General features: G+C 73.5%; 20 protein-coding genes. 16 read left to right on the forward strand and 4 right to left on the reverse strand.

The window, feature by feature from the left end; all coding sequences use genetic code 11:
• Positions 1–43: 43 nt before the first annotated feature.
• The 4 genes from ACFCX4_RS17905 to ACFCX4_RS17920 all read right to left on the reverse strand — a co-directional run bounded on the left by ACFCX4_RS17905 (position 44) and on the right by ACFCX4_RS17920 (position 5,696).
• The gene (locus ACFCX4_RS17905; protein ID WP_376143440.1) at positions 44–2,503 is read right to left on the reverse strand and encodes a transglutaminaseTgpA domain-containing protein; all 2,460 of its coding nucleotides are present in this window, start codon (positions 2,501–2,503) and stop codon (positions 44–46) included.
• Entirely contained in the window at positions 2,500–3,822 is a 1,323-nt protein-coding gene (locus ACFCX4_RS17910) for a DUF58 domain-containing protein (protein WP_376143442.1), read from the reverse strand. Before ACFCX4_RS17910 ends, ACFCX4_RS17905 begins: the two co-directional genes overlap by 4 nt.
• Position 3,823: 1 nt before the next feature.
• Positions 3,824–4,870, reverse strand: a complete 1,047-nt coding sequence (locus ACFCX4_RS17915; RefSeq protein ID WP_376143444.1) for an AAA family ATPase — start codon at positions 4,868–4,870, stop codon at positions 3,824–3,826.
• A gap of 283 nt (positions 4,871–5,153) precedes the next feature.
• Entirely contained in the window at positions 5,154–5,696 is a 543-nt protein-coding gene (locus tag ACFCX4_RS17920) for a beta-class carbonic anhydrase (RefSeq protein ID WP_376143446.1), read from the reverse strand.
• A 545-nt stretch (positions 5,697–6,241) separates the two neighbouring features.
• Here ACFCX4_RS17920 and rsmH point away from each other — a divergent pair.
• The 16 genes from rsmH (at position 6,242) to ACFCX4_RS18000 (ending at position 24,889) form a co-directional block, all read left to right on the forward strand.
• Complete coding sequence (rsmH, locus tag ACFCX4_RS17925) at positions 6,242–7,216, forward strand: 16S rRNA (cytosine(1402)-N(4))-methyltransferase RsmH (RefSeq protein WP_376143448.1); 975 nt, start codon at positions 6,242–6,244, stop codon at positions 7,214–7,216.
• A gap of 74 nt (positions 7,217–7,290) precedes the next feature.
• Complete coding sequence (locus ACFCX4_RS17930; RefSeq protein ID WP_376143450.1) at positions 7,291–7,881, forward strand: cell division protein FtsL; 591 nt, start codon at positions 7,291–7,293, stop codon at positions 7,879–7,881.
• Entirely contained in the window at positions 7,878–10,169 is a 2,292-nt protein-coding gene (locus tag ACFCX4_RS17935; RefSeq protein ID WP_376143451.1) for a penicillin-binding transpeptidase domain-containing protein, read from the forward strand. The genes ACFCX4_RS17930 and ACFCX4_RS17935 overlap by 4 nt, the downstream gene beginning before the upstream one ends.
• A 6-nt stretch (positions 10,170–10,175) precedes the next feature.
• Positions 10,176–11,828, forward strand: a complete 1,653-nt coding sequence (locus ACFCX4_RS17940; RefSeq protein ID WP_376143453.1) for a UDP-N-acetylmuramoyl-L-alanyl-D-glutamate--2,6-diaminopimelate ligase — start codon at positions 10,176–10,178, stop codon at positions 11,826–11,828.
• A complete protein-coding gene (gene murF, locus ACFCX4_RS17945) occupies positions 11,825–13,225 on the forward strand; it encodes a UDP-N-acetylmuramoyl-tripeptide--D-alanyl-D-alanine ligase (protein ID WP_376143455.1) in 1,401 nt (466 codons plus the stop codon). Before ACFCX4_RS17940 ends, murF begins: the two co-directional genes overlap by 4 nt.
• Entirely contained in the window at positions 13,225–14,286 is a 1,062-nt protein-coding gene (gene mraY / locus ACFCX4_RS17950) for a phospho-N-acetylmuramoyl-pentapeptide-transferase (RefSeq protein ID WP_376084060.1), read from the forward strand. Before murF ends, mraY begins: the two co-directional genes overlap by 1 nt.
• Positions 14,283–15,728 carry a UDP-N-acetylmuramoyl-L-alanine--D-glutamate ligase gene (gene murD / locus ACFCX4_RS17955; RefSeq protein WP_376143457.1) on the forward strand — a complete coding sequence of 482 codons (1,446 nt, stop codon included), beginning with the start codon at positions 14,283–14,285 and terminating at the stop codon, positions 15,726–15,728. The genes mraY and murD overlap by 4 nt, the downstream gene beginning before the upstream one ends.
• Positions 15,729–15,897: 169 nt before the next feature.
• Positions 15,898–17,211 (forward strand): putative lipid II flippase FtsW, encoded by a 1,314-nt coding sequence (gene ftsW / locus ACFCX4_RS17960; protein ID WP_376143472.1) that lies wholly within the window; start codon positions 15,898–15,900, stop codon positions 17,209–17,211.
• Between the two features lie 6 nt (positions 17,212–17,217).
• Entirely contained in the window at positions 17,218–18,324 is a 1,107-nt protein-coding gene (gene murG / locus ACFCX4_RS17965; protein WP_376143459.1) for an undecaprenyldiphospho-muramoylpentapeptide beta-N-acetylglucosaminyltransferase, read from the forward strand.
• Positions 18,317–19,093: a cell division protein FtsQ/DivIB gene (locus ACFCX4_RS17970; protein WP_376143461.1), complete on the forward strand. Its 777-nt coding sequence runs from the start codon at positions 18,317–18,319 to the stop codon at positions 19,091–19,093. Before murG ends, ACFCX4_RS17970 begins: the two co-directional genes overlap by 8 nt.
• A gap of 412 nt (positions 19,094–19,505) precedes the next feature.
• Positions 19,506–20,735, forward strand: a complete 1,230-nt coding sequence (ftsZ, locus tag ACFCX4_RS17975) for a cell division protein FtsZ (protein WP_376143462.1) — start codon at positions 19,506–19,508, stop codon at positions 20,733–20,735.
• Positions 20,732–21,463, forward strand: coding sequence for a peptidoglycan editing factor PgeF (pgeF, locus tag ACFCX4_RS17980; protein ID WP_376143464.1), 732 nt, complete (start codon positions 20,732–20,734; stop codon positions 21,461–21,463). Before ftsZ ends, pgeF begins: the two co-directional genes overlap by 4 nt.
• Positions 21,463–22,269, forward strand: a complete 807-nt coding sequence (locus ACFCX4_RS17985; RefSeq protein WP_376143466.1) for a YggS family pyridoxal phosphate-dependent enzyme — start codon at positions 21,463–21,465, stop codon at positions 22,267–22,269. The genes pgeF and ACFCX4_RS17985 overlap by 1 nt, the downstream gene beginning before the upstream one ends.
• A 228-nt stretch (positions 22,270–22,497) precedes the next feature.
• Positions 22,498–23,100, forward strand: a complete 603-nt coding sequence (locus tag ACFCX4_RS17990) for a cell division protein SepF (RefSeq protein WP_376143468.1) — start codon at positions 22,498–22,500, stop codon at positions 23,098–23,100.
• A gap of 95 nt (positions 23,101–23,195) precedes the next feature.
• Positions 23,196–23,477 (forward strand): YggT family protein, encoded by a 282-nt coding sequence (locus ACFCX4_RS17995; protein ID WP_030301231.1) that lies wholly within the window; start codon positions 23,196–23,198, stop codon positions 23,475–23,477.
• A 59-nt stretch (positions 23,478–23,536) separates the two neighbouring features.
• Positions 23,537–24,889: a DivIVA domain-containing protein gene (locus ACFCX4_RS18000; RefSeq protein ID WP_376143470.1), complete on the forward strand. Its 1,353-nt coding sequence runs from the start codon at positions 23,537–23,539 to the stop codon at positions 24,887–24,889.
• Positions 24,890–24,935: the final 46 nt, after the last annotated feature.

Raw genomic sequence — 24,935 nt, forward strand, 5'->3', positions numbered from 1 at the left:
TCAGGTCGACAGACTGTCCGCCCCCGCCGCGTGCCCGGAGCCGTCAGGACCTCCCGGCGCCGTGCCCGCCGTCCGGTCCGCCGCGGTCGCGCCGCCGGGTCAGGAGGCGGCGGACCGGTCCGGTGACCGCCCCGGCCGCCCGCGCCGTCCGGGAGCGGGCCGCCAGCCGCGCGGTCAGCAGCGCCTCCGAGATCCGCCACCGCAGCTGGGCGGAGGACGGCGGCAGCAGCAGCGCCCTGATCCGGCCCCGCCGGCCGGCGTGGGCCCGCAGCCCCTCGCGGGCCGTCCGGACGTCCGCCGCCAGCGGTCCGCCGATCTCCGCGGACCGGGCGTAGAGCACCCGCTCGGTGGCCACCGCCACCCGGCCGGCCGCCGCGGCCGAGGCCTCGTCCAGCTCGGCGCTCTCGGCGATCCGGCGGGCGGCGGCCCGCGGGGTGCGCGAGTCGTCGGGCGGGATGCCGAGGTCCCAGGCGGAGTCGATCAGCTCCTCCCAGGCGGCCAGCACCTGGGCGTCGGTGAGCCCGCCCGGCCCCGGCCCGCCGGGGCGCCGCCGCCCGCCCGCCCCGAGCCGGCGCCGGCGCAGCAGGGTGCGCCAGACCATCGGGGTGAGCAGCAGGGCGAGCAGGAGCAGGACCGCCCCCAGCACGGCCAGGGTCCGGCCGGAGGGCAGCAGGGACTCGTCACCGGCACCGGTGGCGGTGTCCCGCCGGTCGCCGCAGTCGCCGGTGCGGCGGGCCTTGGCGTCGCAGTCCGGGTTGGCGGACGGCACCTGGACCGGCGCGGTGACCTGCGGCTGCGGGGCCGGCGCGGTGGTCGGCTGGGTGGCCGGCGCGGAGACCGGGTCGGCGTAGTCGGGCTGGACGCCGCGGCCCGGGGTGGGCTCGAAGCGCAGCCAGCCGTAGCCCTCGAAGTACAGCTCGGGCCAGGCGTGGTACATCGCGTCGGTCACCGTGTAGGTGTTGTTGCCCTTGGTGTCGCCGGGGGTGAAGCCGAGCGCGACCCGGGACGGGACCTTCAGCATGCGGGCCATCACCGCCATGGTGGAGGCGAAGTGGACGCAGAAGCCCCGGCGGTCGGTCAGGAACCTGGCGATGGCGTCGCCGCCGCTGTCGGGCTTGACCGTGGTGTCGTAGGTGAACTGGGACCCGTTGGTGAACCAGGCGCGCAGCGCCTCCATCTTGTCGTACGTGGTCTTGGCGTTCCGGGTCACGTCGAGGGCGGTCTTCTCGACCACCGGCGGCAGGGCGGGCACCTCCAGGTACTGCCGGCCGACCCGCTCGCCCGCCGCGGGGGCCTTGCGCAGGTCGGTGGCGGTGGGCTGGACGTCCAGCGAGGTGAAGCCGTACGCGATGCCCTTGATCGCCCTCTTCCTGGTGGGGATCAGGCTGGCGGTCACCGGGTCGAGCTGCCAGGCGGAGGTGTCGGGCAGCTCGACGGACTTGGCCGGGTAGGCCACCGGCAGCCAGGCCTCGTCCAGCTGGTTGCTGATGGCGACGTTGCCCGTCAGCGTGGGCAGCTCGGCGTTCTTCAGGCCATCGGGGTCGGGCATGGCGCCGCCGAACGCGATCGTGCTGGACGACCTGCGCTCCCAGGCGGCGCCGTCGAAGGCGTCCAGCGCGCCGGTGCGCAGATAGCTGGACTCGGCGCCCGGACCGGACAGCACGTAGGTGAACAGTTCGACGTTGCGCGGGTTGGGGAGCGCCCCGGTCAGGGCGACCATGGGATCGAGGCTGCTGACCCCCGCGCCGCCCGCCCGGCCGGCGGTCGTGCCGGACCCGGTGAGCAGCAGGCCGGAGCCCCAGCCCGGCAGGAACGCCGGCACCAGCAGGGCGAGCACCAGGGCGAGGACGCCGACCTGGCGGCCGTTCTGGCCGAGCGCGCCCGGTCCGCCCTCGCCGCGCTCGGCGCCGCGGAAGACCCGGCCCCAGCGGGAGACCCGGTCCTGGCCCTCGGCGAAGAGCAGCACCAGGTAGCCGGCCGCGGCGGTGGCGAACCAGAGCCAGCTGCCCTCGTCGCCGGCCAGGCCGTTGCCGACCGAGTAGAGCGCCAGCAGCGGCAGCCCGGCCAGCGCCGAGCGGCGGTAGGTGACGGCGACGGCGTCCACCGCGACGGCGATCAGCCCGACCGAGCCGACCAGGATCAGCCGCAGGCCGGGGCTGGGCGGCGCGGGGATGGCGTAGTCCTGGACGTCCTTGAACCCCTGGGCCAGGACCTGTCCGAGGCCGCGGACCGACTCGGTCCCGGGGACGACGCCGCCGAAGACCGCGCCGGAGGAGGCGAAGCCGACCAGCAGCAGGACGAACAGCACCAGCAGTTGGCCGACCGGGACGGTCCACCGGTAGAACGGCGTGCGCCGCAGGCCGGCGCCGACCGCCGCGACCGCCGCGACCACCAGGACGGCGTGCGCGATCCAGCCCTTGGTGGTCAGCAGCGGGATCAGGCAGAGCGAGGCCAGGGCGGTGGCCAGCGCCGAGTAGACGGTCAGTTTGGCCCGGGTGGTCACGCGCCGGCCTCATCTCGGTAGGGGGAGGGCGACTCGGTCCGGTCGGCGGCCCGCCACAGCTCCGGGACGGAGTCGCCGGCCCGGACGGTGAGCACCGTCCAGCCGGCCTCCCGCAGCCGGCGGGCCCGGTCGCGGAACTCCTCGCCGCCGGTCTCGGGGGCGAGCAGGCGCAGGCCGGCCCAGGTGTCGGTGTCGAGCAGGAAGACGACGGCGCCGCCGGTGCGGCCGCGCAGCCGGGCGAGCCGGGCGGTCTGCTCCTCGTCGAGTTCGCCGAGCACGGCGACCAGCAGGCCCTCGCCGCCGGCCCGCAGGGGTTCCTCGGCGCGGGAGAGGCCGGCCCCCTCGGAGAGGTCGACGACCGCGAGCGCGTCCAGGATCACCCCGGAGGCGTCGGCGGCGTGGTGGCCGGAGTCGCCCTCGGTGCCGGGGACGGCGTGGCCGGTGTCGGTGAGCAGCCGGGTCTGGTAGCCGCGCTCCAGCAGGTGCACGGCGACGGAGGCGGCGCAGGCGACGGCCCACTCGAAGGAGGAGGCCGGGCCGTTGCCCCGGTGGCCGATCTCGCGGGTGTCCAGCAGGACGGTGGCGCGGGCCTTGCGGGGCTGCTCCTCGCGGCGGACCATCAGCTCGCCGTAGCGGGCGGTGGACTTCCAGTGCACCCGGCGCAGGTCGTCGCCGGCCCGGTACTCGCGCAGGATGACGTCGTCGTCGCCGGCCAGCGCGAGGGAGCGGGTGCGGCTGTCGCCCTGCCCGGCCCACTCGCCGCTGAGCCGCACGTGCGGCAGCGGCAGCACCTGGGGGACGACGGTGAGCACGTCGGAGGCCGAGAACGACCGGTTCAGCTCGCACATCCCGAACGGGTCGGACAGCCGCAGCTGGAGCGGGCCGAGCGGGTAGCGGCCGCGCAGGTCGGAGCGGACCCGGTAGGAGACCTCGCGGTGGCCGCGCGGCTCGACCCGGTCCAGCACGAACCGCGGGCGCGGCCCGAGCACGTAGGGGACCTTGTCCTCCAGCAGCAGCAGGCCGGTGGGGACCCGGGAGACGTTGTCCACCCGCAGGTGCACCCGGGCCTCCTGGCCGGCCACCGCCCGGCGCGGGCTGAGGCGGCGGCCGCTGGCCACCCGGTAGCGGGTGTTGGCCAGCAGCAGTGCGGCCGCCAGCGGCAGGACGGCGAGCAGCACGCCGACGCGCAGCAGGGCGTTCTGGCCGAGCAGGTACGAACAGGCCACCGCGGTCAGTCCGGCGGCGAGGAAGGACCGCCCCCGGGTGGTGAGGCCGCGCAGGCCGGCCCGCAGGCCCGACGGTCCGTCGGACGGGCCCACCTCAGCCCCTCCGGACGGCCGTGCCGCCCTGCGGGCGCGGCAGCGGCAGGCGGGCGACCAGGTCGGTGACGATCTGCTCGGAGGTGCGCCGGCTGAGCTGGGTCTCGGCGGTGGGCATCAGCCGGTGGGCGAGCACCGGGACGGCGAGGCGCTGGATGTCGTCGGGGGTGACGTACTCGCGGCCGTCCAGGGCGGCGGCGGCCCGGGCGGCCCGGACCAGGTGCAGGGTGGCGCGGGGCGAGGCGCCGAGGCGCAGCTCGTGGCTGGTGCGGGTGGCGGCGACCAGGTCGACGGCGTAGCGGCGGACCGGGTCGGCGACGTGCACGGTGCGGACCAGCTCGATCAGCTTGAGGATGTCGGCGGCGTGCGCGACCGGCTGCAGGTCGTCCAGCGGGCTGGCGCCGGCGTGCACGTCGAGCATCGCGAACTCGGCCTCGGGGCTGGGGTAGCCCATGGAGATCCGGGCCATGAAGCGGTCGCGCTGGGCCTCCGGGAGGGGGTAGGTGCCCTCCATCTCCACCGGGTTCTGGGTGGCGACCACCATGAACGGCGAGGGCAGCTCGTAGCTGGTGCCGTCGATGGTGACCTGGCGCTCCTCCATCGACTCCAGCAGCGCGGACTGGGTCTTCGGCGAGGCGCGGTTGATCTCGTCGCCGACCACGATCTGCGCGAAGATCGCGCCGGGGCGGAACTCGAAGTCGCGCTGCTGCTGGTCGAAGATGTTGGTGCCGGTGACGTCCGAGGGCAGCAGGTCCGGTGTGAACTGGATGCGCCGCACGGTGCAGTCCACGGACCGGGCGAGCGCCTTGGCCAGCATGGTCTTGCCGACGCCGGGCACGTCCTCCAGCAGCAGGTGACCCTCGGCCAGCAGGACGGTCAGGGCGATCCGGACGGCCTCCGGCTTGCCCTCGATCACGCTCTCGATGTTGGCCCTGATGCGGTCGACGACGGCGGCGAGTTCCGGCAGGCCGACCGGGTGGTACCCCGGTGCCCCCCGGTCGCTCCCCGCACGACCGTTGAGACCCGCCTGATCGCTGTAGCTCGTCACCCGTTCGCTCCCTGGCACAACCACGGCCGGCTCCGTCCGAGGCCGGCCCCCACCCCATGCTGGACGCGGCCCCTCCGGAAGCGGTTCCGTGTGCGGGAGCCGGGTGCCGGAGTGCGGCCTGCGGCTGGCCGCCCCAGGTGGTTCGAGGTCAGACCGGCAGGCGCATTCTCCCCCGTGCGGAGGCATGAAGTCACCACTTGGAAAGACTGCCTGGCGCGAAGTGGGCGGTGGGGAACGCCCGGCGGCCCGGACGGCGCTGGCCGGGCCGGTCGGGCGGGCGGGATCAGTGGATCTCGCGCAGCAGCCCGGTGTGGACGTCGAACACGAAACCGCGCACGTTGTCGGTGTGGGGCAGGAAGGGCGAGGTGCGGACCCGCTGCATCGACTGCCGGACATCGCTGTCCAGGTCGACGAAGGCCTCGACGGCCCACTGCGGACGCTGGCCGACCTCGACCTCCAGTTCGCGCCGGAAGTCCTCGGTGAGGCCGAGCAGGCCGCAGCCGGTGTGGTGGATCAGCGCGACCGAGCGGGTGCCCAGGGCGCGCTGGCTGATGGTGAGGGAGCGGATGGTGTCGTCGGTGACGACGCCGCCCGCGTTGCGGATGACGTGGGCGTCGCCGAGTTCGAGGCCGAGGGCCGCGAACAGGTCGAGCCGGGCGTCCATGCAGGCGACCACGGCGATCTTCTGGACGGGGCGGGCGTCCATGCCGCCGTCGCGGAAGGTCACCGCGTAGTCGCGGTTGGACGCGACGAAGCGGTCGATGACGGTCGGTCGGTCGGTGTCGGCAGCGGCGGTCGGCGTGGGCCGGTCGGGTGTCACTGTCATGGTGAAGACGTTAGTGCGATTCGGCTGTTCCGGGTGGGGCCGATTGCTACAGAGCGGGCCCGCGTGACCGAGCGCATGTCCACAACGCCCGCACCCCGTCCGCACCACCCCCCCCCGTCCGCCGTCCGGGTGGCCCAGCCAGGCCCCTGGCATGTGCCGGGAGCACCGTCGCGACCTGCGGTGATCCGTACCGCCGGCCGGGTGGTGCGCCGGAGCGGACCATTGACTGACGGGGCGTGCGCGATAGAGTTGCGGCGCAGTGGAGCACACCCTCGGGGGCCCGTCAACCGGGCCTTTCCGGCCGTGCGACGGCTGACGCGGCCCGTGGCCTCCACCCGCTCCCCGTACCACCTGGCGCACCTTCCCCGGCGCCGGGCGGCCACGGCCTTCCCCAGGAGCGGGCGGGGACCACGGGCCGCGCGGTCCGGTTCCGCTCCCGTCCCGCCTCCGGCCCGTGCGACGGCTCCGCGGCACGGTGGGACAGAATGGTCGCAGGCTCCCCGGATCTCGGGCGGCCTTCGCACCGAGGAAGGGCGCCACAGCGCATGACCACCAACGATCCGGCTCCCAAGCACGTCCCGGTGATGCTGCAGCGGTGCATGGACGCGCTGGCCCCGGCGATCTCGCGGCCCGGCGCGGTGGTGGTGGACGCCACCCTCGGTCTCGGCGGTCACAGCGAGGCCCTGCTCACCCAGTTCCCGGACGTCCGGCTGATCGCGGTGGACCGCGACCCGGCGGCGCTGAAGCTCTCCGGCGAGCGGCTGGCCCGTTTCGGCGACCGGGCGACCCTGGTGCACGCCGTCTACGACGAGATCCCCGAGGTGCTGGAGCGCCTGGAGGTCCCGCGGATCGACGGCGTCCTGTTCGACCTCGGCGTCTCCTCGATGCAGCTGGACGAGGCCGACCGCGGCTTCGCCTACGCCCAGGACGCCCCGCTGGACATGCGGATGGACCAGACCCGGGGGATCAGCGCGGCGGAGGTGCTGAACACCTACAGCCACGGCCGGCTGGCCCGGATCCTCAAGCTCTACGGCGAGGAGCGGTTCGCCGGCAAGATCGCCTCGGTGATCCTCCGGGAGCGGGAGAAGGAACCGTTCACCAACAGCGCGCGTCTGGTCGATCTGGTGCGCAACGCCATCCCGGCCGCCACCCGCCGCACCGGCGGGAACCCGGCCAAGCGGACCTTCCAGGCGCTGCGGATCGAGGTCAACGGCGAGCTGGAGGTCCTGGACCGGGCGATCCCCGGGGCACTGGACGTCCTGGCGCTCGGTGGACGGATCGTCGTGATGTCGTACCAGTCGCTGGAGGACCGTCTGGTCAAGCAGTACTTCGCGGCCGGGGCGACCACCACCGCCCCGCCGGGGCTGCCCTTCGTGCCGGAGGAGCACCAGCCCTGGCTCAAACTGATCACCCGCGGTGCCGAGCAGGCCACCGAGGAGGAGATCGAGGAGAACCGGCGCGCCGCGCCCGTGCGGCTGCGGGTGGCGGAGAGGATCAGGGACCGAAGCACCCGGGGCTGAACCGGCACCGGGGCGGTCCGAAGGGCGGAGGAAAGACAGTGGGGCCGGTGGCCGGAGGCGGGGCGGGGGGCCGTGTGCTCCCCGGGCAGAGCGGCAGGGCGCGGATCACCGTGCGCCCGGGGCGGCCGGTACGGGGGCGGACGCCGTTCGCGGTGCTGGTGGTGCTGCTGCTCGGGGCCGGGCTGCTCGGGCTGCTGGCGCTGAACACGGCGCTCAACGAGGGCTCCTTCGAACTGTCCCGGCTGAAGCGGCAGACCACCGTGCTGACCGACGAGCAGCAGGGGCTGCAGCACCTGATCGACCAGAACTCCGCACCGGACTCGCTGGCCCGCCGGGCCGGTGAGCTGGGCATGGTGCCGGCCGCCGGGATGGCCTTCCTCGACCTGCCGAACGGCGGCGCGGTGGTCGGCACGGCCAAGCCGGCCCAGGACAGCCCGCCGGTGAAACGGTCCACCGTGGAACCCTGGCCCGGGAAGCAGCCCGCGCCGAGCGCCCAGCCGGCCGTCCCGCCGACCGCCGGCGGCACCCCGGCGGCCCCGCCGCCGCCGGCCGCGGCCACCGGCGCCGCGCCGAGCGGTGCGGCCACCGGCGGCGACGTCACCGTGCAGGTCAACCCGGGCCCGGCGCAGCAGTCGCCGCGGCCGAGCGGGGGTGCCGTCCGATGAGCACGCCCCGTCAGCCCTCCGGCGGCGCCGGCGGGCGCCGGCCCGTCAAGGGCGCCGCGCCGCGTCCGGCCGCCCCGCGCGGCCAGTCCGGCGGTCAGCCGCCGGCCGCCGGCCGGGACCGCACGCCGAAGGCGCAGAGCCCGCGGACGCCCGGTCCCAGGGCGCAGAGCCCGTGGACGTCCGACCCCAAGGGCCGCGGTGCCAAGGCCCAGCCCGCCGGCGCGCAGCCGTCCGGGCAGTCCAGGGCGCCGGCCGCCAAGCCGCCGGCCGCCAAGGGCCGGACCGTCCGGGGCCAGGCCCCGAAGGAGCAGTCCGGCCGCCCCCGGCCGCGCGGCGCCGAGGGACGTCCGCCGGCTCCCCGGCCGCGCCCGCAGGGCCGCCCGCCGCAGCGCCGCCCCGTCTCCCGGGGGATCCGGCTGGCCGACCCGCGGCGCCGGCTGCGGGTGATCACCATCGCGATCTCGGTGGTGTTCTCGGTCTTCGCCGGCCGTCTGGTCCAGCTCCAGCTGCTGGACTCCGACGCGCTGGCCGCCGACGCCAACACCAACCGCTACCTGAACATCCCGATCACCGCCGAACGCGGTTCGATAACGTCCTCCGACGGCGTCGCGCTCGCCGCCACCGTCGACGCCTACGACATCACCGCCGACCCGGCGATGTTCACCCCCGAGGCGACCGGCCTGCCGGACGCGCCCGAACAGGCCGCCGCCCTGCTGGCGCCGATCCTCGGCGTGCCCAAGGAGAAGCTCGCCGCGGACCTGCACACGCCCAGGAGCCGCTACAAGCGGCTGGCCGCCCAGCAGACCCCGGACGTCAAGAACCAGGTCAGCGACCTCAAGTCCAGCCTGGAGAAGCAGGCCGGCTCGCGCGCCTGCCAGGCCCAGAAGCGGCTGCTGAACAAGCCCGCCGAGGAGGGCGGCCGCACCCGGCTCGACAACGAGTGCGTCAACCCGCTGGCCGGCGTCTTCAACCGGGACACCCAGAAGCGCGTCTACCCGTCCGACGGGCTCGCCGCCAACCTGGTCGGCTTCGTCAACGCCGAGGGCGAGGGCGCCGGCGGGCTGGAGCAGCAGTACCAGAAGCAGCTGGCCGGCAAGGACGGCCACAGCAGCTACGCCCAGGCCGGCGGCCGGCTGGTGCCCACCGCCGGCGGCTCGCTGGAGCCCGCCGTGCCCGGCACCGACCTGCGGCTGACCATCAACCGGGACATCCAGTGGGCGGCCCAGCGGGCCATCACCGACCAGGTGGCCAACGCCGGGGCGGAGAAGGGCTACGTGATCGTCCAGGACGTGCGGAACGGGCAGGTGCTGGCGATGGCCACCTCGCCCGGCTTCAACCCGAACGACCTGAGCACCGCCAAGAACTCGCAGCTCGGCAACACCGCGCTGCAGGACGCCTACGAGCCCGGCTCCACCGCCAAGCTGATGACCATGGCGGCGGTGCTGGACACCGGCAAGGCCACCTGGGACACCAAGGTCACCGTGCCGTACCCGCTGGTCCGCGGCGACGTGGCGTTCAAGGACGACGTCGAGCACGAGACCTGGTACCTGACCCTGGCCGGGGTGCTCGCCAAGTCCTCCAACATCGGCACCATCGAGGCCGCCCAGACCCTCGGCGCCACCCAGCCCGAGGCCAACCGGGTGCTCCACGACTACCTGCGCAGGTTCGGCATCGGCCAGCAGAGCGGTCTGGACTTCCCCGGCGAGACCGCCGGACTGCTCGACAAGCCCGAGGACTGGAAGGCGTCCAAGCAGTACACCATCCCGTTCGGCCAGGGCCTGTCGGTGAACGCGCTGCAGGCGACCTCGGTGTTCTCGACCATCGCCAACGGCGGGGTCCGGGTCGCGCCGAGCGTCGTCCAGGGCACCACCGCGCCGGACGGCAAGTACACCCCGGCCCCGGCGGGCGCGCAGTCCCGGGTGGTCGGCGAGCAGACCGCGAAGACCCTCACCGAGATGCTGGAGTCGGTCGTCTCCGACGAACAGGGCACCGGGGGCAAGGCCGCGATCCCGGGGTACCGGGTGGCCGGCAAGACCGGTACCGCCAACCGGGTCGACCCGAAGACCGGCGGCTACCGCGGGTACACCGCCTCCTTCATCGGCTTCGCGCCGGCCGACCAGCCCCGGGTCACCGTCTCCTGCGTGATCCAGGACCCGGTCAACGGCCACTTCGGCGGCCAGTTGTGCGGTCCGGTGTTCAAGCAGGTGATGGAGTTCACCCTCAAGACCCTCCAGGTCCCGCCGAGCGGCAGCGAGGCGCCCAACCTGCCCGTCGAGTGGAAGCCGTGATCGACCATGAGCAACGACCGGGCGGGTGCGGCCGCCGGTACGGAAAAGGGCCGGTTTGGCCCTGGACGCCCTTCGGCGGATAGCCTCTCCGCCGTGCCGAAACCCGATCAAATCACCGTGAGCCCGCCCCGTCCCGCCCGGACCGGTGCCCGGCCGCTCGCCGAGGTCGCCCGTCTGCTGGGCCTCGACCCCGTCGAGGGGCCCGAGGTCACCGGCGTCACCCACAACGCCCGCGAGGTCCGCCCCGGCGACCTCTACGTGGCGTTCCCGGGTGCCAACCACCACGGCGCGTCGTTCGCCGGGCAGGCCGCCGCGGCCGGCGCGGTCGCGGTGCTCACCGACCCGGCCGGCGCCGAGCAGGCGGCCGGCACCGGCCTGCCGCTGCTGGTCGTCGACCGGCCCCGGGCCCGGATGGGCGAGCTCGCCGCCGCCGTCTACGGCCGGCCGTCCGAGCGGCTGCTGATGATCGGACTCACCGGCACCAACGGCAAGACCACCACCTCCTACCTGGTCGAGGGCGGTCTGCGCGGCGCCGGCCGGCTCCCCGGCGTGATCGGCACCGTGGAGATGCGGGTCGGCGAGGAGCGGATCAAGAGCGAGCGGACCACCCCCGAGGCCACCGACCTGCACGCGATCCTCGCGGTGATGGGCGAGCGCGGCGCGGACGCGGTCACCATGGAGGTCTCCAGCCACGCACTGGTCTACGGCCGCACCGACGGCGTGGTCTACGACGTCGCGCTGTTCAACAACCTGACCCCCGAGCACCTCGACTTCCACCCGGACATGGAGGACTACTTCCAGGCGAAGGCCCGGCTCTTCCAGCCCGGCAAGTCCCGCACCGGAGTGGTCAACGCGGACGACGCCTACGGCCGCCGGCTGGCCGCCGAGGCGAAGATCCCGGTCGTCACCTTCTCCGCCGCCGGCGCCCCCGGGGCGGACTGGCGCGCGGTGGACGTGCAGCTCGGCCCGGTCGGCTCGACCTTCCGGGTGCTCGGCCCCGACGGCGCCGAGGCGGACGCCGCCGTCCCGCTGCCCGGCCCGTTCAACGTCGCCAACGGGCTCGCCGCGATCGTCCTGCTCGCCACCGCCGGACTCCCGCTGGAGAAGGCGGTGGCCGGAGTCGCCGCCGTCCCCGGCGTGCCCGGCCGGCTGGAGCGGGTCGACGCCGGCCAGCCGTACGTCGCCGTGGTCGACTACGCCCACAAGCCGGACGCCCTGGAGGCCGTCCTCGGCTCGCTCCGCGAGGTCACCAAGGGCCGGCTGCACGTGGTGGTCGGCTGCGGCGGCGACCGCGACCCGCACAAGCGCGCCCCGATGGGCGGCATCGCCGCCCGGCTGGCCGACACCGCTCTGCTGACCAGCGACAACCCGCGCAGCGAGGACCCGCTGACGATCCTCGCGACCATGCTCGACGGCGCCGCCGCGGTGCCCGAGGCCGACCGCGGCGCCGTCCTGGTCGTGCCCGACCGCGCGGAGGCGATCGAACTGGCGGTCGCCCGCGCCCAGGCCGGCGACACCGTGCTGGTGGCCGGCAAGGGCCACGAGCTCGGCCAGTACGTACGAGACGAGATCCGCCCCTTCGACGACCGGGAGGTGCTGCGCGAATCCATCGCGCGGACCACGGCCGCCCGGGGCACCGGAGGAGTAGAGCAGCCGTGATCGCACTGACCCTCGCCGAGGTGGCCGCCGCAGTCGGCGGAACCCTGGCCGGCGCCGACCCCGACGCCCTGGTGACCGCCCCGGTCGAGGTCGACTCCCGCAAGGTCCGCCCCGGCGGCCTGTTCGCGGCCTTCGTCGGCGAGCACGCGGACGGCCACGACTACGCGGCCACCGCGGTCGGGGCCGGCGCCGTCGCGGTGCTGGCCTCGCGCCCGGTCGGCGTGCCCGCCGTGCTGGTCGACAGCGTGGTGGACGCGCTCGGCAAGCTGGCCCGCGCCGTCGTCGGCCGGACCGGCGCCACCGTGGTCGCGCTGACCGGGTCGGCCGGCAAGACCAGCACCAAGGACCTGATCGCCCAACTGCTCCAGCGCCTGGGCGACACCGTCTACCCGCCCGGCTCGCTCAACAACGAGATCGGCCACCCGATGACCGCGCTGCGGGTCGAGGACACCACCCGGCACCTGGTGCTCGAAATGGGCGCCCGGCACAAGGGCGACATCGAGTACCTGACCTCGATCACCCCGCCCCGGATCGGCCTGGTGCTCAACGTCGGCACCGCGCACGTCGGCGAGTTCGGCTCCCAGGAGGCGATCGCCGAGGCCAAGGGCGAACTCGTCGAGGCGCTGCCGGCCGACGGCGTGGCGATCCTCAACGCGGACGACCGCCTGGTGCGCGCCATGGCCGCGCGCACCCGGGCGAGGGTGGTGTTCTTCGGCGAGTCCCCGGACGCCGGCGTACGGGCACGGGACGTTCGCCTGGACTCCACCGGACGTCCATCCTTCACGCTGAGCACCCCGGCCGGTTCCGCACCCGTGCAGCTGCGCCTGTACGGTGAGCACCACGTCTCGAACGCCCTCGCCGCCGCCGCGGTGGCGATGGAGCTCGGACTGTCCGTCGACGACACCGCCGAAGCGCTGAGCCAGGCGGGTGCGCTGTCCCGCTGGCGCATGGAGGTCGTCGACCGGGCCGATGGTGTCACCGTCGTCAACGACGCCTACAACGCGAACCCCGACTCGATGCGGGCCGCGCTGCGGGCGCTGATCTCGATGGGGGGGCGCGGCCCGGAGCGCCGCCGCACCTGGGCGGTGCTCGGCGAGATGCGGGAGCTCGGCGAGGACAGCCTGGCCGAGCACGACGCCATCGGGCGGCTCGCCGTCCGGCTCGACGTCACCAAGCTGGTGGCGGTCGGCGGACGCGAGGCGGCCTGCATGGAACTGGGCGCTAGGAACGAAGGTTCGTGGGGTGAGGAGTCGGTGCTGGTGTCCGACGCGGACGCGGCGGTCGAGCTGCTGCGCAGTCAGCTGCGGCCGGGGGATGTGGTGCTGGTGAAGGCCTCCCGTTCGGTGGGGCTGGAGAAGGTGGCCGAGGCGCTCCTCGCGGACGGTGCGGCCGAGTAATGAAGCAGATCCTCTTCTCCGGCATGATCGGTCTGATCCTGTCGCTGGCCGGTACCCCCGCGCTGATCAAGCTGCTCGCCCGGCAGGGCTACGGCCAGTACATCCGCGACGACGGCCCCAAGGCGCACCACAGCAAGAAGGGCACGCCCACCATGGGCGGCATCGCGTTCATCCTGGCGACCCTGGTCGCCTACTTCGCCACCAAGGCGATAACGCGCGAGAGCCCCACCGCCTCCGGGCTGCTGGTGCTGTTCCTGACCACCGGTCTGGGCCTGGTGGGCTTCCTCGACGACTACATCAAGGTCGTCAAGCGCCGCTCGCTCGGCCTGCGGGCCAAGGCGAAGCTGGCCGGCCAGTCGATCGTCGGCCTCGCCTTCGCGGTGCTGGCCCTGCAGTTCCCCGACAACGCCGGCCGCCGCCCGGCCTCCGAGCACCTGTCCTTCGTCCGGGACTTCGAGTGGGCGATCGGGCCGGTGCTGTTCGTCATCTTCGCGTACTTCCTGATCGCCGCGACCTCCAACGGCGTCAACCTGACGGACGGTCTTGACGGTCTGGCCACGGGCGCCTCGGTGATGGCCTTCGGCGCCTACACCTTCATCGGCGTCTGGGAGTACGGCCAGAGCTGTGCCTACGTGGCCTCCGCCACCTCCAACTGCTACGACGTCCGGGACCCGCTGGACCTCGCGGTGGTCGCGGCGGCCCTGATGGGCTCCTGCTTCGGCTTCCTGTGGTGGAACACCTCGCCCGCCAAGATCTTCATGGGCGACACCGGTTCGCTGGCCCTCGGCGGCGCGCTCGCCGGTCTGGCGATCTGCTCGCGCACCGAGATCCTGCTCGTCCTGCTGGGCGGCCTCTTCGTGATCATCACCCTCTCGGTGATCATCCAGGTCGGCTCGTTCCGGATGACCGGCAAGCGCGTCTTCAAGATGGCCCCGTTGCAGCACCACTTCGAACTCAAGGGCTGGAGCGAGGTCCTGGTCGTGGTCCGGTTCTGGATCATCCAGGGCCTCTGCGTGGCCGTCGGCCTCGGCCTCTTCTACGCGGGATGGGTGACCGGATGACCGCCGGCACGGCCGGCCCCGACTGGGCCGGGCTCCCGGTCGCCGTCGCCGGGCTCGGCGTCTCCGGCATCAGCGCCGCCCGTGTGCTGCACGGTCTCGGCGCCCTCGTCACGGTCGTCGACGGCGGCACCGGCAAGGGCCTGGAGGCCCGCGCCGCCGAGCTTGAGGCGCTGGGCGTCACCGTCCGCCTCGGCGACGGCGACAGCCTGCCCGAGGGCACCCGGCTGGTCGTCACCTCGCCCGGCTGGCCGCCGGACAGCCCGCTGTTCGCCGCCGCCGACCGGGCCGGCCTGGAGGTCTGGGGCGACGTCGAGCTGGCCTGGCGGCTGCGCAGGCCGCTGCCCGCCACCGGCGAGCCGGCCCCCTGGCTGGCCGTCACCGGCACCAACGGCAAGACCACCACCGTCCAGATGCTCGCCTCGATCCTCACCGCCGCCGGCCGGCGCACCGCCGCCGTCGGCAACGTCGGGGTCCCGGTGCTGGACGCGGTGCTCGCCGAGGAGCCCTACGACGTGCTCGCCGTCGAGCTCTCCAGCTACCAGCTGCACTGGGCGCCCTCGCTGCGCCCGTACGCGGCCGCCGTGCTCAACCTGGCGCCCGACCACCTCGACTGGCACGGCTCGATGGAGGCGTACGCCGCCGACAAGGGCCGGATCTACGAGGGCAACGTCGTCGCCTGCGTGTACAACCTGGCCGACCCGGCCACCGAGGCGCTGGTCCGCGAGGCCGACGTCGAGGAGGGCTGCCGGGCGATCGGGTTCGGCCTCGGCGCGCCCGGCCCGTCGGACTTCGGCGTGGTCGACGGCCTGCTGGTGGACCGCGCGTTCGTGGCCGACCGGGCCAAGAACGCCGCCGAGCTGGGATCCGTCGAGGACGTGCACCCGCCGGCCCCGCACAACGTCACCAACGCGCTCGCCGCCGCCGCGCTGGCCCGCGCCTACGGCGTGGAGCCGAAGGCCGTCCGGGAGGGCCTGCGGGCCTTCCGCCCGGACGCCCACCGGATCGCCGAGGTCGCGGTGGTGGACGGCGTCACCTACGTCGACGACTCCAAGGCGACCAACACCCACGCCGCCGCCGCCTCGCTCGCCGCCTACCGGCCGGTCGTGTGGGTGGCCGGCGGCCTGGCCAAGGGCGCGACCTTCGACGACCTGGTGCAGGGCTCGGCCGAGCGGCTCCGGGCCGCCGTGCTGATCGGCGAGGACCGCGCGCTGATCCGGGAGGCGCTGGCGCGACACGCGCCGGATGTCCCGGTGATCGAGGCGGCCGGGGGCCAGACTGGCGCGGTGGCGATGACCGAGGTGGTCCGCGCGGCCGCGTCGCTCGCCCGAACGGGTGACACGGTGCTGCTGGCCCCGGCCTGCGCCTCGATGGACATGTTCACCAACTACGGCGAGCGCGGCGACCTCTTCGCCGCGGCCGTCCGGGAGCTGGCGGACCGCTAGGGCGTGGTCCCGCGGATCCCGACGGCCCCGGCGGCGGTCCGCGGGACACGCCCTGGGGGGGACGGACGGGCTCCGGCCCGGGAGACGAGAGCAGGGGAGCGGAGCGGTGGCCGGGAGCGGCAGGGCGGGTGGTTCGGGCGTGCCGGAGAAGGGGCGCCCGGCCGAACCCCTGCGGGTGATCTCGGCCACCACCACCGCCTACAAGTCGGCCGGCCCGGTGGCCCGGCTGCAGGCCTTCCGGGCCCGTGCGCGGTACGAGCTCGACCGGCCGCTCACGCCCTACCTGCTGATCGCCGGCACGGTGCTTCTGCTGGTCGTGCTCGGGCTGATGATGGTCTTCTCGGCCTCGCAGATCCTCGCGCTCGGCCAGCACCGCTCGCCCCAGTTCTACTTCTACAAGCAGCTGCTCGCGGCGGTGCTCGGCTTCGCCCTGCTGCTCGGCTTCGCGCTGGTGCCCGTGGCGGTGCTGCGGGTGATCGTCTACCCGGTGATGCTCGCGGTGATCGGCGCCATGGTGCTGGTCGCGATCCCGGGCATCGGCATGGAGGTCAACGGCAACCGGAACTGGCTGGATTTCGGCGTGTTCCAGTTCCAGCCGTCCGAGTTCGCCAAGCTGGCCCTGGTGCTCTGGGGCGCCGACCTGCTGGCCCGCAAGCAGAAGACCGGCACCCTCGACCAGTGGAAGCACCTGCTGGTCCCGCTGGTGCCCGGCACCCTGCTGCTGCTCGCGCTGATCATGCTCGGCGGCGACATGGGCACCTCGATGATCCTGGTCGCGATGCTGTTCGGCCTGCTGTGGATGGTCGGCGCGCCGCTGCGGCTGTTCGTCGCGACCCTGGGCGTGGCCGTGGTGGTCTGCACCGCCCTGGTGGTCACCGTCCCGCACCGTGCCGAGCGGCTCTCCTGCATCGGGGTGACCAAGCTGGACCCGGCGGGCGCCTGCTTCCAGGCCCTGCACGGCGTCTACTCGTTCAGCCTCGGCGGTGTGGCGGGCTCCGGACTGGGCGCCGGCCTGGAGAAGTGGGGCCAGCTCCCGGAGGCGCACACCGACTTCATCTTCGCCACCACCGGCGAGGAACTGGGTCTGGTGGGGACGCTGTCGGTGATCGGTCTCTTCGCGGCACTAGGCTACGCGGGTATCCGTGTGGCCATCGGCACGAAGGATCCCTTCGTCAGGTACGCCGCGGGAGCCGCCACCACCTGGATCATGGCGCAGGCCGTGATCAACCTGGGGTCGGCGCTGGGACTGCTGCCCATCGCGGGCGTCCCGCTCCCGCTGTTCTCCTACGGCGGTTCCGCCATGCTGTCGGCCATGTCCGCGATCGGGGTGCTGCTCTGCCTGGCACGCAGCAGCTCGGGCGCGAAGGCGGCGCTGGCTGCCCGGAGCAAGAACTCCCGGATCAGGAAACAGCTGGTCCGGGTGCTGCCACGACGACGAACCACAGCGCGCCCGGTCCCCGGGCCGGCACGCAGGGAGCGGTGAATTTCGGTGCATGTCGTACTCGCCGGCGGGGGGACCGCCGGTCACATCGAGCCGGCCATGGCCCTCGCGGACGCCCTCCGCAGGCACGACCCCTCCATCGGGATCACCGCCCTCGGGACCGAGCGCGGCCTGGAGACCCGGCTGGTCCCCGAGCGCGGCTACCAGCTGGAGCTGATCCCGGCCGTCCCGCTGCCCCGCAAGCCCACGCCCGAGCTGATCACCGTCCCCGGCCGGCTGCGCGGCACCGTCCGGGCCGCCCAGGAGATCATCGAGCGGGTCAAGGCGGACGCCGTGGTCGGCTTCGGCGGCTACGTCGCGATGCCCGCCTACCTGGCCGCCAAGCGGGCCGGTGTGCCGATCGTGGTGCACGAGGCCAACGCCCGGCCCGGCCTGGCCAACAAGATCGGCGCCCGGTACAGCGACTTCGTCGCCGTCTCCACGCCGGACAGCAAGCTGCGCGACTCCCGGTACATCGGCATCCCGCTGCGCCGCACCATCGCGACCCTGGACCGCAACGCGGCCCGCCCGGAGGCCCGGCACTACTTCGGCCTCGACCAGCGGCTGCCCACCCTGCTGGTGACCGGCGGCTCGCAGGGCGCCCGCCGGCTGAACGAGACGATCGCCGCGATCGCCCCCCGGCTCCAGCAGTACGGCGTGCAGATCCTGCACGCGGTCGGCCCGAAGAACGAGCTGCCGCAGGTGGACGACATCCCCGGGATGCCGCCGTACCGCCCGGTGCCGTACCTGGACCGGATGGACCTCGCCTACGCGGCGGCCGACATGATGCTCTGCCGGGCCGGTGCCATGACGGTGGCCGAGCTGGCCGCGGTCGGTCTGCCCGCCGCCTTCGTGCCGCTGCCGATCGGCAACGGCGAGCAGCGGCTGAACGCCCAGCCGATGGTGAAGGCGGGCGGCGGCCTGCTGGTCGACGACGCCGAGCTGACCCCGGACTGGGTGCTGCAGAACGTGCTGCCGGTGCTCACCGACCCGCAGCGGCTGTGGGACATGAGCCGGGCCGCGGCCGAGTTCGGCCGCCGGGACGCCGACGAGCTGCTCGTCGGCATGGTCTACGAGGCCATCGAGGCCTCCAGGGGCGGCCGCCGCCGTGGCTGACGCCCGGCTCGCCGATCCGCTCGACGAGGAGTTCGAGGCCGAGGAGCACGCTCCTCGGCTCCGGCTCTCCCGGCGGGGGGCGGCGGTGCTGGGGGCCCTGACCGCGGTGGTGGTCGGGGTGCTGTCCTGGCTGGTCTTCTTCTCCTCCGTGCTGGAGGTGCGCGCCGTCTCGGTGCAGGGGATGCGGGACGACCGGCTGACGGCCGACGAGGTCCGCTCGGCGATCGGCGGGACCGGTTCCGGTCCGCTGGCCCGGGTGGACCTCGACGAGGCCCGCCGGCGGGTGGAGGCGATCCCCCGGGTGGCGGGGGCGGAGATCTGGCGGGGCTGGCCGAACACCCTGCGGGTGAAGGTCACCCAGCGCACGGCGGTGGCCGCGGTCAGGGGCGAGGACGGGCAGTTCACCCAGGTCGACGCGGGGGGCGTGAGCTTCGCCACCGAGCCGGCCGCCCCGGCCGGGGTGCCGGTGGTGGAGCTGAAGCTCAGCCAGCAGGCCCTCGACGTCGAACAGGTGATCGGTCGTGCGCAACTGGTGCAGGGCGCGGTGGCCGTCGCCGCCGGGCTGCCGGCCGAGGTCCGGGAGCGGGCCGGCGCGGTCCTGGTGCACTCGTACGACGACGTCCAGCTGCAGCTCGCCGGGGGCGTGACGGTGCGTTGGGGGAGTCCGGAACAGACGGATCGAAAATCCCGGGTCCTGGTGGCACTGCTGAATCAGAAGGGTACGAACTTCGACGTCAGTGCGCCGGAGGCGCCTGCGGTGTCCGGATGATCCGGTAGGTTTTCCGGAGCACAAGGGGTTCACGCGAAGTGCGTCGCCGGAACGGCGCGGCGGGCTACGGGTGGGCTTGACGCGGTTCCGCGTCGGCCCGACCCTTGGTGGTCACCCCGGTTTCATTCGCCGGTCGATGATCACATAGGCTCAAAAGAAAAAGGGAAGCCCGGCGTGTTCGTTGAAACGCGTAGCCGGAGCCACCTAGTGTCCTGTCTCACCAGACTGTGTTCCCTGGTGATCTGACAGAGGCACAGCACTAACCCTAAAGGTCAAGTTTAGGGTTGGGGTCGGCGGTCGGCATTTCGGACATTACGTCAGAAACCAGGCTCCCTACCCATCGACATCCGTCGGTTCGGCCCCTACCGGGGTGGCGGGCCGACCCGGAAATTCGAGGCGAGAGGCCTTCGACGTGGCAGCACCGCAGAACTACCTCGCAGTCATCAAGGTCGTCGGTATCGGCGGCGGTGGTGTCAACGCCATCAACCGGATGATCGAGGTCGGTCTCAAGGGCGTCGAGTTCATCGCGATCAACACCGATGCGCAGGCCCTCCTCATGAGCGACGCCGACGTCAAGCTCGATGTGGGCCGTGAACTCACCCGGGGCCTCGGCGCCGGCGCCAACCCCGAGGTCGGCCGGAAGGCCGCCGAGGACCACCGCGAGGAGATCGAGGAGGTCCTCAAGGGGGCCGACATGGTCTTCGTGACCGCCGGCGAGGGCGGTGGCACCGGCACGGGCGGCGCGCCGGTGGTCGCCAACATCGCCCGCTCGCTGGGCGCGCTCACCATCGGCGTGGTCACCCGCCCGTTCACCTTCGAGGGCCGGCGCCGCGCCAACCAGGCCGAGGACGGCATCGCCGCCCTGCGCGAAGAGGTCGACACCCTCATCGTGATCCCCAACGACCGGCTGCTGTCCATCTCGGACCGCCAGGTCAGCGTGCTGGACGCGTTCCGCTCCGCCGACCAGGTGCTGCTCTCCGGTGTCCAGGGCATCACCGACCTGATCACCACCCCGGGCCTGATCAACCTCGACTTCGCCGACGTCAAGTCCGTCATGTCGGACGCCGGTTCGGCGCTCATGGGCATCGGTTCGGCCCGCGGCGAGGACCGCGCCAAGGCCGCCGCCGTGATGGCGATCTCCTCCCCGCTGCTGGAGGCCTCGATCGACGGCGCCCGCGGCGTGCTGCTCTCCATCTCCGGCGGCTCCGACCTCGGCCTGTTCGAGATCAACGAGTCCGCCCAGCTGGTCAGCGAGGCGGCGCACCCCGAGGCCAACATCATCTTCGGCGCCGTCATCGACGACGCCCTGGGCGACGAGGTCCGGGTCACCGTCATCGCGGCGGGCTTCGACGGCGGCCAGCCGCCGGCCATCGTCCGCGAGCCGGTGGTCAAGGCGAGCGCGGCCCCGGCCAACCCGCCGGCCTCCTCGGGCGGCGCTCCCGAGCGTCCGTCCGGCCGGCCCTCGTACGGCGGCATCGGCTCGGTGACCTCCCGTCCGGACGGCGACGCCGCCCCGGCCCGTCCGTCCGACGCCCCCGCCACCACGACCGCCGCCCCGGTGCCGCCGCAGGTGCAGCCGGTCCGTCAGCCGTTCGTGGAGAGCCCGGCCGAGGAACTCGACGTCCCGGATTTCCTTAAGTGATCGACCGCGCGGTCCGCGACAGTGCTCACTTCGCCTTCACCACCCGGTGGGGCGGGGTGAGCACTTCGCCGTACGGGGCGCTGAACCTCGGTGGCGCGGTGGGGGACGACCCGGTGGCGGTCCGGGAGAACCGGGCGATCGCGGCCCGCGAGCTCGGCCTCGACCCGGCCGGCGTGGTCTGGATGAACCAGGTGCACGGCGCGGACGTGGCCGTGGTGACGGCGCGCCAGCCGGACGGCGAGGCCCCGACCGTCGACGCGGTGGTCACCGACCGGCCGCTGGCGCTCGCGGTGCTCACCGCGGACTGCACCCCGGTGCTGCTGGCCGACCCGGTCGCGGGGGTGGTCGGCGCCGCCCACGCCGGACGGCCCGGCCTCGCCGCCGGTGTGGTCCCGGCGGCCGTCGCCGCGATGGTGGAACTCGGTGCCGAGCCCGGGCGGATCACCGCCGCCACCGGCCCCGCGGTCTGCGGCCGCTGCTACGAGGTGCCCGCGCAGCTGCGCGCGGAGGTCGCCGGGCGGGTGCCCGCCGCCTGGGCGGAGACCTCCTGGGGAACCCCGGCCCTGGACGTGCCGGCGGGAGTGGCGGCCCAGCTGGCCGCTGCGGGGGTCACCGAGTTGGTGCGATCATCGGTGTGCACCCTCGAATCCGCCGATCACTACTCCTATCGCCGCGAGCAGCGCACAGGCCGGCTCGCGAGCTATGTCTGGTTGGGCTCTGAAGACTGATGACGAATGACATCTACGGACCGTTCCCGGGCGGTTCCGGTCGGTTTCCGGACAAGGAATGGGCGGCCGCTCTGACGGAGGCCCAGCGCGCCCGCTACGAGGAGCTGGGCACCGCCCTGGAGGTCGTCGAGCGCCGGATCGCCGACGCCTGCGCCGCGGCCGGCCGGGCGCGCGACGAGGTCCGGCTGATCGTGGTCACCAAGACCTACCCCGCCGAGGACACCGCGCTGCTGGCCGGTCTGGGCGTCACCGACGTCGCGGAGAACCGCGACCAGGACGCCGCGCCCAAGGCGGAGCAGTGCAGAAACCTTCCGCTGACCTGGCACTTCGTCGGCCAGCTGCAGACCAACAAGGTCCGCTCGGTGATCCGGTACGCCGACCACGTCCACTCGGTGGACCGGCCCCGGCTGGTGGAGTCGCTGGGCGCCGCGGTGCGCAAGGCCGGGCGCCCCGACCTCGGCTGCCTGGTGCAGATCGCCCTGGACAAGGAGCACGGCGAGGGCGAGCACCGCGCCGGCGTCGCCCCGGCGGACGTCGCGGCGCTGACCGACGCGATCGCCGACACGCCCGGGCTGCGCCTGGACGGTGTGATGACGGTCGCTCCGCTGGCGGGACCGCTGGCCGGCGACCCGGCCGCGGCCTTCGATCGGCTGGCGGAAATCGCAACCGCAGTACGGACGGCCCATCCGGCTGCCACCATGGTCTCGGCAGGGATGAGCGGTGACCTTGAGCAGGCCGTTGCCGCCGGAGCGACACATGTGCGCGTCGGAACGGCGGTACTCGGAGTGCGGTCACCCCTCGGGTAACGTCACCGGGTAGTAGATCAGACTGCAGGACAAAATAGGACAGAAGCTAGCAGCTTATCTGAGCGCTAGCCAACCGTGGATCGCAGCTCCGCGGCCCTCATCCACGAACTCCGAACCGGCCGTCGGCCTGACGAAGCGTCGTGGGCGGACCGCGGAATCCGCAGGCGGGGCCGAACGGCCCGGCCGCCGGGACGGAGCCGGTCCACCACAAGCGGAGGAGACAGGAGCATGGCCGGCGCAATGCGCAAGATGGCGGTCTACCTCGGCCTCGTGGAGGACGAGACGTACGACGGTCAGGGGTACGACCCCGACGACGACTACGACGCGGACCCCGAGCCGATCCGGACCGGACGGACCGAGGACATTCCGCGGCCGGCCGCCGCGAGCCCCGCCCCGGTCTCCTCGATCACCCCGCAGCCGGTGCCGGCCGCGGTCCCGATCCGCCAGGAGACGCCGAGGATGGCCCCAGTGTCGTCCATCACACCCGAACGCCGCCACAACCTGGAGAAGAGCGCCCCGGTGATCATGCCCAAGGTAGTGAACGAACGAGAGCCCTACCGCATCACCACGCTGCACCCGAGGACCTACAACGAGGCCCGTACCATCGGGGAACAGTTCCGCGGCGGTACCCCCGTGATCATGAATCTCACGGAGATGGACGACACCGACGCCAAGCGACTCGTAGACTTCGCGGCTGGACTGGTCTTCGGTCTGCACGGCAGTATCGAGCGCGTGACGCAGAAGGTGTTCCTCCTGTCGCCTGCTAACGTCGACGTCACGGCGGAGGACAAGGCTCGGATCGCCGAGGGTGGGTTCTTCAACCAGAGCTGACCCGGCCACGACTTTACGTGTGGATCTGATCGACAGTGAGTTAGTGACAGGTGAGCGGCCCCCGCGGGGCCGGGAACAGGGGAGAGGGAAGCGCGATGGAGATCGTGTGGGCAGTGCTCTACTACGCACTGACCGTCTTCCTGGTGTTCCTGCTGGTGCGGCTGGTGATGGACTGGGTCTTCCAGTTCGCGCGTTCGTGGCGGCCCGGCAAGGCCATGGTTCTGGTCCTGGAGGCCACGTACACTGTCACGGATCCGCCGCTCAAGCTTCTGCGGCGGTTCATTCCGCCGCTGCGTCTCGGGGGCGTGGCGCTCGACCTGTCCTTCTTCGTACTGATGATCATTGTGTATGTCCTGATCTCGCTTGTGCGGCCCTAGTCGTAGGTGAGCGATGCGACAGGATGCCGGTGTGCCGACGATCACGTTGAGGTGAAGAGATGCCATTGACCCCCGAGGACGTTCGGAACAAGCAGTTCACGACCGTCCGCCTGCGCGAAGGCTATGACGAGGACGAGGTCGATGCCTTCCTCGACGAGGTCGAGGCGGAGCTGACCCGTCTCCTCCGCGAGAACGAGGACCTGCGCGCCAAGCTGGCCGCCGCGACCCGGGCCGCCGCGCAGAACCAGGCCAACATGCGCAAGGAGCCGCCGCAGGACTCGCGTCCCGGCGCCCCGGTGCCGGCCGCCATATCCGGCCCGCCGGTTCCCGGCCAGCAGGGCGGCCCCGGCCCCCAGCAGCAGATGGGCCCGGGCGGTCCCCAGCAGCAGCAGATGGGCCCCGGCCCGCAGCAGCAGATGGGCAACCAGCCGCTCGGCCTGCCGTCCGGCGCCCCGCAGCTCCCCGCCGGCCAGGGCGGTCCGATGGGCGGCCCCGGCGGCCCGCAGCAGCAGATGGGCCAGACCATGGGCGGCCAGCAGCAGCTGGTCCAGCCGATGGGCGGTCAGATGCTCCAGCCGATGGGCGGCCCCGGCGGCCCGCAGGGCATGGGCAACCCCATGGGCCAGGGCATGGGCCAGCAGCAGATGCAGCAGATGGGCGGCCCCATGGGCGGCCCGCCGCAGCAGCAGATGGGCGGCCCGCTCGGCGCCCCGATGCAGCAGCAGCCGAACCCCGGTGGCGACAGCGCCGCCCGGGTGCTGGCGCTCGCCCAGCAGACCGCCGACCAGGCGATCTCCGAGGCGCGCTCCGAGGCCAACAAGATCGTCGGCGAGGCGCGCAGCCGGGCCGAGGGTCTGGAGCGCGACGCCCGCGCCAAGGCCGACGCGCTGGAGCGGGACGCCCAGGAGAAGCACCGCGTCGCGATGGGCTCGCTGGAGTCCGCCCGCGCCACGCTGGAGCGCAAGGTCGAGGACCTGCGGGCGTTCGAGCGTGAGTACCGGACGCGCCTGAAGTCCTACCTGGAGACCCAGCTGCGTCAGCTGGAGTCCCAGGCGGACGACTCGCTCGCGCCGCCGCGGATCCCGGCCACCGCCTCGCTGCCGCCGGCCGCGTCGTCGATGGCTCCGGCCGGGGCGAGCGCGATGAGCAGCCCGTCGCCGAGCTTCGGCGGCAGCCAGCCGGCCTTCGGCGGGAACCAGCCCTCCTTCGGCGGGCAGAGCTCCTTCGGCGGGAACTCCGGTGCACCGGGCTTCGGCGGGCAGTCCGGGCCGGGTGCCCCGGGCGCGCCGCAGATGCAGCCGGCCGGGATGACGCAGCCGATGGCGGCCGTGCGTCCGCAGCCGCCGCAGCCGATGCAGCAGGCGCCGGCCCCGATGCGGGGCTTCCTGATCGACGAGGACGGCGACAACTAGTCCGTAGCCGTCGGCCGAGCGCCCCTTTCCCGACCCCCTCCGGGGT

The sequence above is a fragment of the Kitasatospora sp. NPDC056327 genome (assembly GCF_042261735.1).
In the GTDB taxonomy this organism is placed as follows: Bacteria; Actinomycetota; Actinomycetes; order Streptomycetales; family Streptomycetaceae; genus Kitasatospora.

What these genes read in the sequence shown, in the direction of transcription:
- mraY (WP_376084060.1), top strand. Translation starts at nt 13,225, where the DNA reads ATGAAGCAGATCCTCTTCTCCGGCATGATCGGTCTGATCCTGTCGCTG.
- ACFCX4_RS18000 (WP_376143470.1), top strand. Translation starts at nt 23,537, where the DNA reads ATGCCATTGACCCCCGAGGACGTTCGGAACAAGCAGTTCACGACCGTC.
- ACFCX4_RS17935 (WP_376143451.1), top strand. Translation starts at nt 7,878, where the DNA reads ATGAGCACGCCCCGTCAGCCCTCCGGCGGCGCCGGCGGGCGCCGGCCC.
- ACFCX4_RS17995 (WP_030301231.1), top strand. Translation starts at nt 23,196, where the DNA reads ATGGAGATCGTGTGGGCAGTGCTCTACTACGCACTGACCGTCTTCCTG.
- ACFCX4_RS17920 (WP_376143446.1), bottom strand. Translation starts at nt 5,696, where the DNA reads ATGACAGTGACACCCGACCGGCCCACGCCGACCGCCGCTGCCGACACC.
- ACFCX4_RS17985 (WP_376143466.1), top strand. Translation starts at nt 21,463, where the DNA reads ATGACGAATGACATCTACGGACCGTTCCCGGGCGGTTCCGGTCGGTTT.
- rsmH (WP_376143448.1), top strand. Translation starts at nt 6,242, where the DNA reads ATGACCACCAACGATCCGGCTCCCAAGCACGTCCCGGTGATGCTGCAG.
- ACFCX4_RS17990 (WP_376143468.1), top strand. Translation starts at nt 22,498, where the DNA reads ATGGCCGGCGCAATGCGCAAGATGGCGGTCTACCTCGGCCTCGTGGAG.
- murD (WP_376143457.1), top strand. Translation starts at nt 14,283, where the DNA reads ATGACCGCCGGCACGGCCGGCCCCGACTGGGCCGGGCTCCCGGTCGCC.
- ACFCX4_RS17940 (WP_376143453.1), top strand. Translation starts at nt 10,176, where the DNA reads ATGAGCAACGACCGGGCGGGTGCGGCCGCCGGTACGGAAAAGGGCCGG.